Raw genomic sequence first — 7,350 nt, 5'->3', positions numbered from 1 at the left:
TCATCCGTGTCGAACGCCCGCTCGATTTCGACTCCACCGGTCAACTCGTAGCGAGCGTACTGTCGAAAAAGGCGGCCGCCGGTGCCACCCATGTTCTGATCGACATGCCGGTCGGACCAACGGCCAAGGTGCGGTCTGCCGGAGCGGCGGAGGCTCTCGGGATACGGCTGTCTTCGGTGGGCAAGGCGTTGGGTCTGAACCTGGCGCTACATATCAGCGATGGCGTGGCCCCGGTGGGACGTGGCATGGGCCCGGCGCTGGAGGCGCACGACGTGCTCGCGGTTTTGCGGCGCGCGCCGGATGCACCTGGCGACCTGCGTGCGCGGGCGCTGGATCTGGCCGGGCATCTTCTGGACCTCGCACCGCACGCCGTTGCTGGGCGGGGGCGGGACCGCGCGCAGGCGCTTCTCGATAGTGGTGCAGCGGAGGCAAAGTTCATGGCAATTTGCGCGGCACAGGGCGGTTTCCACGAACCCGGCACCGCCGCGCAACGCATCGAGATACTTGCCCCGCATGGGGGCGAACTGACGACCGTGGACAACCGCCGGATTGCCCGCATCGCCAAACTGGCCGGTGCCCCGCGTCAGAAGAGCGCAGGCATCCGCCTTCTGGTGCGGATCGGGGATTGGGTGGACAAGGGCCAGCCGCTTTATGAGCTTCATGCCGAGACACCAGGCGAACTGGCCTATGCCCTGGCCTATGCCGAGTCCCAGACCGGCGTGCTCACGCTGTCCGAGGCAGTGTCATGATCCTTGTCGCGTTTCCCGAGATGAGGCCGCTTGCCGAAGACCTGGCACCCGCGCTTGGGGCGGACCTGCTCACTCTCGACTGGCACCACTTCCCCGATGGCGAAAGCCTGATTTCGCTGCCCGGCGATCTGGACGGGGCCGATGTGGCATTTCTGGCGACTTTGCGCGATCCCGATCGCCTAGCCCTGCCCTTGCGCTTCGCCGCGGCGACGGCGCGCGAGATGGGCGCGCGTCGCGTCGGATTGATCGCGCCTTATCTTGGCTACATGCGGCAGGACCGCCGCTTCGAGCGCGGGCAGGCGGTCAGCGCGCCGCTCTTTGCGCAATTCCTGGGGGAAAGCTTCGATTGGCTGGTGAGTGTCGATCCGCATCTGCACCGCATCGCCCGGCTGCAGGATGTCTTCCCGATGCCTGCCATTCGCGCCGTATCCGCCCCGCTGCTTGCGACCTGGATCAGCACGAACCTGCCAGACGCCGTTCTTCTGGGCCCTGACAGCGAAAGCCAGCAATGGGTCGCCGAGGTGGCCCGGCTGGCCGGACGGCCCTATGAGGTCTTGCGCAAGGTGAGATCCGGTGACCGCAGTGTCGATGTCAGTGTGCCGGAAAGCGCGGCGCTGCGCGAAGGCACGCCAGTGATCCTCGACGACATCGCATCTTCCGGCGTCACGATGGCACGCGCCGTCGAAAGATTGCTTGCGGCTGGAACCGCCGCGCCTGTCTGCCTGGCTATCCATGCGGTCTTTGCGCACGGCGCTCAGGACGCCATTCTGTCGGCTGGTGCGGCAAGAATCATCACCACCGACACCATACCCCATCCAACGAATGCGATCGGAATTGCCGGTCTATTGTCCGAAGCGATCCTTTCGGTCGTGACAGCCCTTGACCTTCCAGTTGCTGGAACAATTAGGCTGGACCTGAATCCCGCCGAGAGGACAACCGAATGAACGACCAAGTAAGCCATGCTTCACATGAAACCGAATCCAACATTTACGTCTGCCCGATGCACCCTGAGGTACGGCAGAACGGTCCGGGCGATTGCCCGAAATGCGGGATGCATCTTGTGCCCGAGGCGGAGCTCGACAACCATGCCGGGCATGATCACCACGGTCATGACCATAACGCTGGTGCCGTCCCGGCGGACGTCAGATACGATACCGTCCCGGAGGGCTATGACGGCGCCGTCTACACCTGTCCGATGCACCCGCAGGTTCGCCAGGTCGAGCACGGCTCCTGCCCGATCTGCGGAATGGGGTTGGAGCTTGAGTCCGGGGTCCCGATGGACGACGGCCCGAACCCCGAACTGGTGGATTTCACCCGGCGTTTCTGGGTTGGCACGGTACTGACCATTCCGCTTCTGATCCTCACCATGGGTCCCTATCTCGGCTTTCCGGGAGTGCGCGAGATTTTCGGCGAGCGCGGAACCCTCTGGATCGAGTTGGTTTTCGGGACCCCGGTAGTTCTTTGGTGCGGCTGGCCGTTTCTGGTTCGGGGCTGGAATTCGTTCCGTACGATGAATCTCAACATGTTCTCCCTGATCGGTATGGGGGTAATCGCGGCCTGGCTCTTCAGCGTCGTTGCCGTTCTCGCACCGGACATATTCCCTGATGGGTTCCGAGACTCCGAAGGCCATGTCGGCGTCTACTTCGAGGCGGCGGCTGTGATCGTGACGCTCGTGTTGCTCGGTCAGGTGATGGAATTGCGCGCACGTGAAGGAACCGGCAAGGCGATCCGCGCGCTTCTCGACATGGCGGCCAAGACCGCGCGGGTCATGCGGGACGATGGCTCCGAGGAGGAGATCCCGCTGGAGGACGTACAGGTCGGCGACCGGCTGCGCGTACGGCCCGGTGACAAGGTGCCTGTCGATGGCGTGGTTCTGGACGGCCGGTCCTCGATCGACGAAAGCATGATCTCCGGTGAACCTGTGCCCGTCGAGAAGACCGAAGGCGACCCGGTAACTGGAGCGACGATCAACGGCACTGGCAGCCTGGTGATGGAGGCGACGCGTGTCGGGTCCGACACGATGCTTGCGCAGATCGTCGAGATGGTGTCGAACGCGCAGCGATCGCGCGCGCCGATCCAGAAATACGCCGACAAGGTGGCGGGATACTTCGTTCCGGCCGTCATCGGTATCGCGGTCCTGTCCTTCATCGCCTGGGCGATCTGGGGGCCCGCGCCTGCGCTTTCCTACGCATTGATTTCGGCGGTGGCGGTTCTGATCATCGCCTGTCCCTGTGCGCTTGGCCTGGCGACACCGATGTCGATCATGACGGCAACGGGGCGGGGGGCCCAGGCCGGGGTGCTGATCAAGAACGCCGAGGCGCTGGAGCGGTTCGAGAAGGTCGATACCCTGATCGTCGACAAGACCGGCACGTTGACGATGGGCAAGCCGCAGCTTGTCGCCGTCCTGCCGCAACCCGGTCACGACGAGGCCGAGGTCCTGCGTCTCGCCGCATCGCTGGAGCGCGGATCGGAACACCCCCTCGCCGAGGCCATCGTGCGAGGCGCGGAAGAGCGCGATGTGAAGATGGCGGACGCAGACGACTTCGAGGCGGTCACCGGAAAGGGCGTGAAGGGCGTCGTGGGCGGCAAGGCGGTCGCATTGGGCAATCTGGCGATGATCCGGGACCTTGGCCTTGAGGCGGGCGACCTGACCGCCAAGGCAAATGCCCGTCGCGACGAGGGCGAGACAGTGATGTTCGTGGTGCTGGATGGCAAGATCGCCGGTCTTGTCGGGGTCGCCGACCCGGTGAAGGAAACCACACCCGCCGCCATCAAGGATCTGCATGAATTGGGGTTCCGCGTCATCATGGCCACCGGTGACAACGAGCGCACTGCCAAGGCGATCGGCGCACGTCTCGGCATTGACGAGATCCGGGCCGACGTGCTGCCCGAGGACAAGGCGCGGATCATCAAGGAGTTGCAGCAGCAGGGCCGCAAGGTGGCGATGGCCGGCGATGGCGTCAACGACGCGCCGGCCCTGGCCCAGGCCGATGTCGGCATCGCCATGGGCACCGGGGCCGATGTGGCCATCGAAAGCGCGGGCATCACGCTGGTCAAGGGCAACCTCGACGGTATCTTGCGCGCACGGCGGCTCGCACGGGCCACCATGCGTAATATCCGGCAGAACCTGTTCTTCGCACTGATCTACAACGCCTCTGGCGTGCCTGTCGCGGCGGGGGTGCTGTTTCCGTTCTTCGGCATCCTCATCAGCCCGATGTTTGCCGCCTTCGCCATGAGCGCCTCGTCGATATCGGTGGTGCTCAATTCGCTGCGCCTTCGCGGCGCAAAGATCTAGAAAGGAAGCCACAACGTGACCCATCAACCTGATCCATCATATGTTAATCAAAGTCAATCGGAGCATGCCCCCCGCCCGCCCTCATTCTGGCGATCACGCGCCGGCATCTATCTGATCGTTGCGCTGGCAGTTGGCGGTCTTCTCCTGGGTTACGAGCACCGGGTGCACATCCTGAGCAGCGGATTGCTGATCTGGCTGCCATTGCTGCTTTGCGTTGGAATGCACTTCTTCATGCACGGCGGTCATGGAGGCCACGGCGGGCACGGTAAGGGAGACGACCAGTAATGACCGATGCAGGTGCTTCCTATGGACTCTGGCTGCTGGTATTTATCAATTCGGCGGTGTTCATCATTTTCGCCTTCAGTTTCTTCAAGCCGCAGACAAAACGCGACTGGCGCAGTTTTGGAGCGTTCAGCGCCTTTGTCGTAGCTCTCTTCACCGAGATGTACGGGTTCCCGTTGACCATCTTCTTTCTTTCCGGCTGGCTGCAATCGACCTGGCCGGAGGTAGACTGGTTTGCCCACGACAGCGGACATCTCCCCGAAATGATGTTCGGCTGGCAATCGAACCCGCATTTCGGGCCGTTCCACCTCCTGAGCTTCGTCTTTATCGGCGGCGGCTTCTGGCTCATATCCGTGGCATGGCACCATCTGTGGAATGCGCAGCGTCAGGGGTTGCTTGCGACGACAGGCCCCTATGCCCGCATTCGCCATCCTCAATATGTGGGGTTCGTTCTGATCATGCTTGGTTTTCTCGTGCAATGGCCGACCCTCCTGACGCTGGCCATGTTTCCGGTACTGGTCTGGATGTACGCACGGCTGGCCCGCGGCGAGGAGAAGGACAGCCGAGAACGGTTCGGCGCTGGCTGGGACAGGTATGCCAGCCGGGTTCCCGCTTTCATACCAAACGTTAACACTCTGCAGAATGTTGAACGCTGATTAGAAGCGAAAGCCGATCTGATGTGTTATTTGCGTGCCTAAAACATCTTTGGAAGACTGCAAACATACGGTATCTGAAACCATGATGAAAAAACCCGCCCTTCTGCGGCACGTACTAATCATAGGAACGTCCGTGCTGACGGGATACCTGCTGCTTGCTTCGCGTGCCGAGTGGTCGGAGATGCACCGCTACAACCGAGCGCTGGGGGATCTTTCACTGCTGCTCATCGTTGCTGCAATGGCGATTGGGCCGCTCGCACGCTTGTCGTCTACGCCCTTTTTACGGAAGCTTATGCCGTACCGACGCGAGCTCGGTATTTATGCGGTTCTGACGGCGACGGTGCATACCATCATAATACTGATCGGCTGGGTCGAGCTTGATTTTGCACGGCTGTTCGGTTTTGAGTATCACCCCCAACTGCAACGCTACGTGATGCTTCAGCACGGGTTTGCGCTGGCCAATGTGGTTGGGATCGCGGCACTGCTCTACGGCTTTGTGCTTGCCGGTACGTCGAATAATTTCAGCCAAAGGGTACTTGGCACGTCCGTGTGGAAATACATCCAGCAGGGCGCTTATGTTCTGTGGTGGCTGGCAGTGCTGCACACGGCCTATTTCTTGTTCTTTCATTTTCTTGATTTCCACCGCCAAATGCCTGAGCCAAACTGGGCGCGATGGCCGTTCGTTGCCCTTGTGGCGTCAGTTATCGCTCTGCAAGGGGCCGCCGTTGTAGTCACATGGCGTTCGCAAACTTCCCGGCGGATCTACGGCGCACCCTCGCAACGGGAGTAGTCGCGATTTCATCAGACGCCCAGGGTCGGGACTTCTGGCGGCCTGAAACCGATCGGGTGGGCATGCGCAGAGGCGTAACGACCTAAAAAGCAACCAAGGCAGATCGAAATGCAGAAACACGATAAAAACCACGATGGGAACGACGGCTACCGTGAAGGCTCGATCAGCCTTGGCGGAGCTGTTGCCATGGGCACGGGCGTGATGATCGGTGCGGGCATCTTTGCCCTGACCGGACAAATCGCCCAGCTGGCTGGACCACTATTTCCACTCGCGTTCATCGCTGGTGCCATCGTGACCAGCTTCAGCGCTTACAGCTACATCAAGATGTCGAACGCCTGGCCCTCGGCAGGGGGCATCGCGATGATCCTTCAGAAATGCTATGGATCGGGGGCGGTCGCGGCGGGAGCGGCGCTTTTGATGGCGCTCAGCATGGTGATCGCGGAAAGCCTCGTCGCACGGACATTCGCCACTTATGTCTTGCGGCCTTTCGATATCACGGGCGGGCCACTTGTGCCCGTTCTGGCGGTTGCCGTGATCGTGTTCGCATTCTTGGTCAACATCGCAGGAAACCGCTCCGTCGGGCTATTCTCTCTAATCATGGCGGCGATCAAGATCGGGGGCATCGCGCTGTTCGGTATCGCAGCACTCTGGTCAAGCGGGTTTCAGTTCGCAGCCGCGTCAGAAACGGCCGAGACCTTTGGAGTGACAGGCTTCATCGCGTCCGTTGCGTTGGCGATCCTTGCCTTCAAGGGCTTTACCACGATCACCAACAGCGGCGGCGAAATCACCGATCCCCACCGCAATGTGGGCCGCACTATCATGCTGTCCATCGCGATCTGCGTGGTGGTCTACCTGCTTGTGGCCTTTGGCGTGGGCGCGAGCCTGACAATCGACGAAATCATCGCCGCGCGCGACTATTCGCTGGCCCAGGCGGCTGAGCCCGCACTCGGGCAGGTCGGCTTTTACTTGACCGTCGTGTTGGCGGTCGTGGCCACGGCATCCGGCGTGCTGGCCAGCGTTTTCGCAGTGTCGCGGATGCTGACCATGTTGACGGAGATGAAAATGATCCCGCACAGCCATTTCGGTATGTCCGGCCCTATCCAACGCCACACGCTGGTCTATACCGTTGTCATCGCCGCGACGTTGGCCATGCTTTTCGATCTTGGCCGGATCGCATCCCTCGGTGCTTTCTTCTACCTTGTCATGGACATGATCATACATTGGGGCGTGTTCCACTATCGTCGAGCAGACGTCGGCGCCTCAGGTATCGTGCTTTTGACTGCCCTGGCGCTCGATGTAGTTGTACTGGCAGCTTTCACCGTGATGAAGCTTCAAAGCGACCCGATGATCGTTCTGTATGCGGCTGTCGGAATGATCGCTGTCTTCGCTTTCGAGCGCGTTTACTTGTCGCGATGGTTGGCACCTCAGGCCGCGCATTCCCACGGTGAATAGCCAGCGGGAGTGGACAGAACATGGGGGTCATGCGGCGCGTTTTCTGTTTGCGACGGTCAGCCGACCATCGAGAACTGCGGCCCTTGTGACGGCTACTCGGTGAGCCCCTTTGGGCGACCACCGCAT

At 61.5% G+C, this 7,350-nt stretch carries 6 protein-coding genes and 1 pseudogene; all 7 read left to right on the top strand.

Annotated features, from left to right (window positions below; translation table 11 throughout):
* Window positions 1–749: pseudogene (locus SM763_RS23725) on the top strand (thymidine phosphorylase); the annotation flags it as partial.
* The gene (locus tag SM763_RS23720) at window positions 746–1,693 is read left to right on the top strand and encodes a ribose-phosphate diphosphokinase (RefSeq protein ID WP_369000009.1); all 948 of its coding nucleotides are present in this window, start codon (window positions 746–748) and stop codon (window positions 1,691–1,693) included. The pseudogene SM763_RS23725 and the gene SM763_RS23720, both read left to right, overlap by 4 nt.
* A 56-nt stretch (window positions 1,694–1,749) precedes the next feature.
* Window positions 1,750–4,044, top strand: a complete 2,295-nt coding sequence (locus SM763_RS23715) for a copper-transporting P-type ATPase (RefSeq protein WP_490363311.1) — start codon at window positions 1,750–1,752, stop codon at window positions 4,042–4,044.
* A 15-nt stretch (window positions 4,045–4,059) separates the two neighbouring features.
* The gene (locus SM763_RS23710; RefSeq protein WP_369000005.1) at window positions 4,060–4,329 is read left to right on the top strand and encodes a DUF2933 domain-containing protein; all 270 of its coding nucleotides are present in this window, start codon (window positions 4,060–4,062) and stop codon (window positions 4,327–4,329) included.
* Entirely contained in the window at window positions 4,329–4,982 is a 654-nt protein-coding gene (locus SM763_RS23705; protein ID WP_009820154.1) for a methyltransferase family protein, read from the top strand. The genes SM763_RS23710 and SM763_RS23705 overlap by 1 nt, the downstream gene beginning before the upstream one ends.
* Window positions 4,983–5,067: 85 nt before the next feature.
* Window positions 5,068–5,772 carry a ferric reductase-like transmembrane domain-containing protein gene (locus SM763_RS23700; RefSeq protein WP_369000003.1) on the top strand — a complete coding sequence of 235 codons (705 nt, stop codon included), beginning with the start codon at window positions 5,068–5,070 and terminating at the stop codon, window positions 5,770–5,772.
* A 108-nt stretch (window positions 5,773–5,880) separates the two neighbouring features.
* Window positions 5,881–7,224 carry an APC family permease gene (locus tag SM763_RS23695; RefSeq protein WP_369000001.1) on the top strand — a complete coding sequence of 448 codons (1,344 nt, stop codon included), beginning with the start codon at window positions 5,881–5,883 and terminating at the stop codon, window positions 7,222–7,224.
* Window positions 7,225–7,350: the final 126 nt, after the last annotated feature.

This window comes from Pseudophaeobacter sp. C1-32P7 (assembly GCF_041008775.1).
GTDB classification, from domain to species: Bacteria; Pseudomonadota; Alphaproteobacteria; order Rhodobacterales; family Rhodobacteraceae; genus Phycobacter; species Phycobacter gallaeciensis_A.
This window is presented reverse-complemented; position numbering and strand designations above follow the sequence as displayed.

Bases quoted from the DNA above. Each gene is read 5' to 3' on its own strand.
- SM763_RS23720 (WP_369000009.1), top strand. From the start codon at position 746: ATGATCCTTGTCGCGTTTCCCGAGATGAGGCCGCTTGCCGAAGACCTG.
- SM763_RS23715 (WP_490363311.1), top strand. From the start codon at position 1,750: ATGCACCCTGAGGTACGGCAGAACGGTCCGGGCGATTGCCCGAAATGC.
- SM763_RS23705 (WP_009820154.1), top strand. From the start codon at position 4,329: ATGACCGATGCAGGTGCTTCCTATGGACTCTGGCTGCTGGTATTTATC.
- SM763_RS23700 (WP_369000003.1), top strand. From the start codon at position 5,068: ATGAAAAAACCCGCCCTTCTGCGGCACGTACTAATCATAGGAACGTCC.
- SM763_RS23695 (WP_369000001.1), top strand. From the start codon at position 5,881: ATGCAGAAACACGATAAAAACCACGATGGGAACGACGGCTACCGTGAA.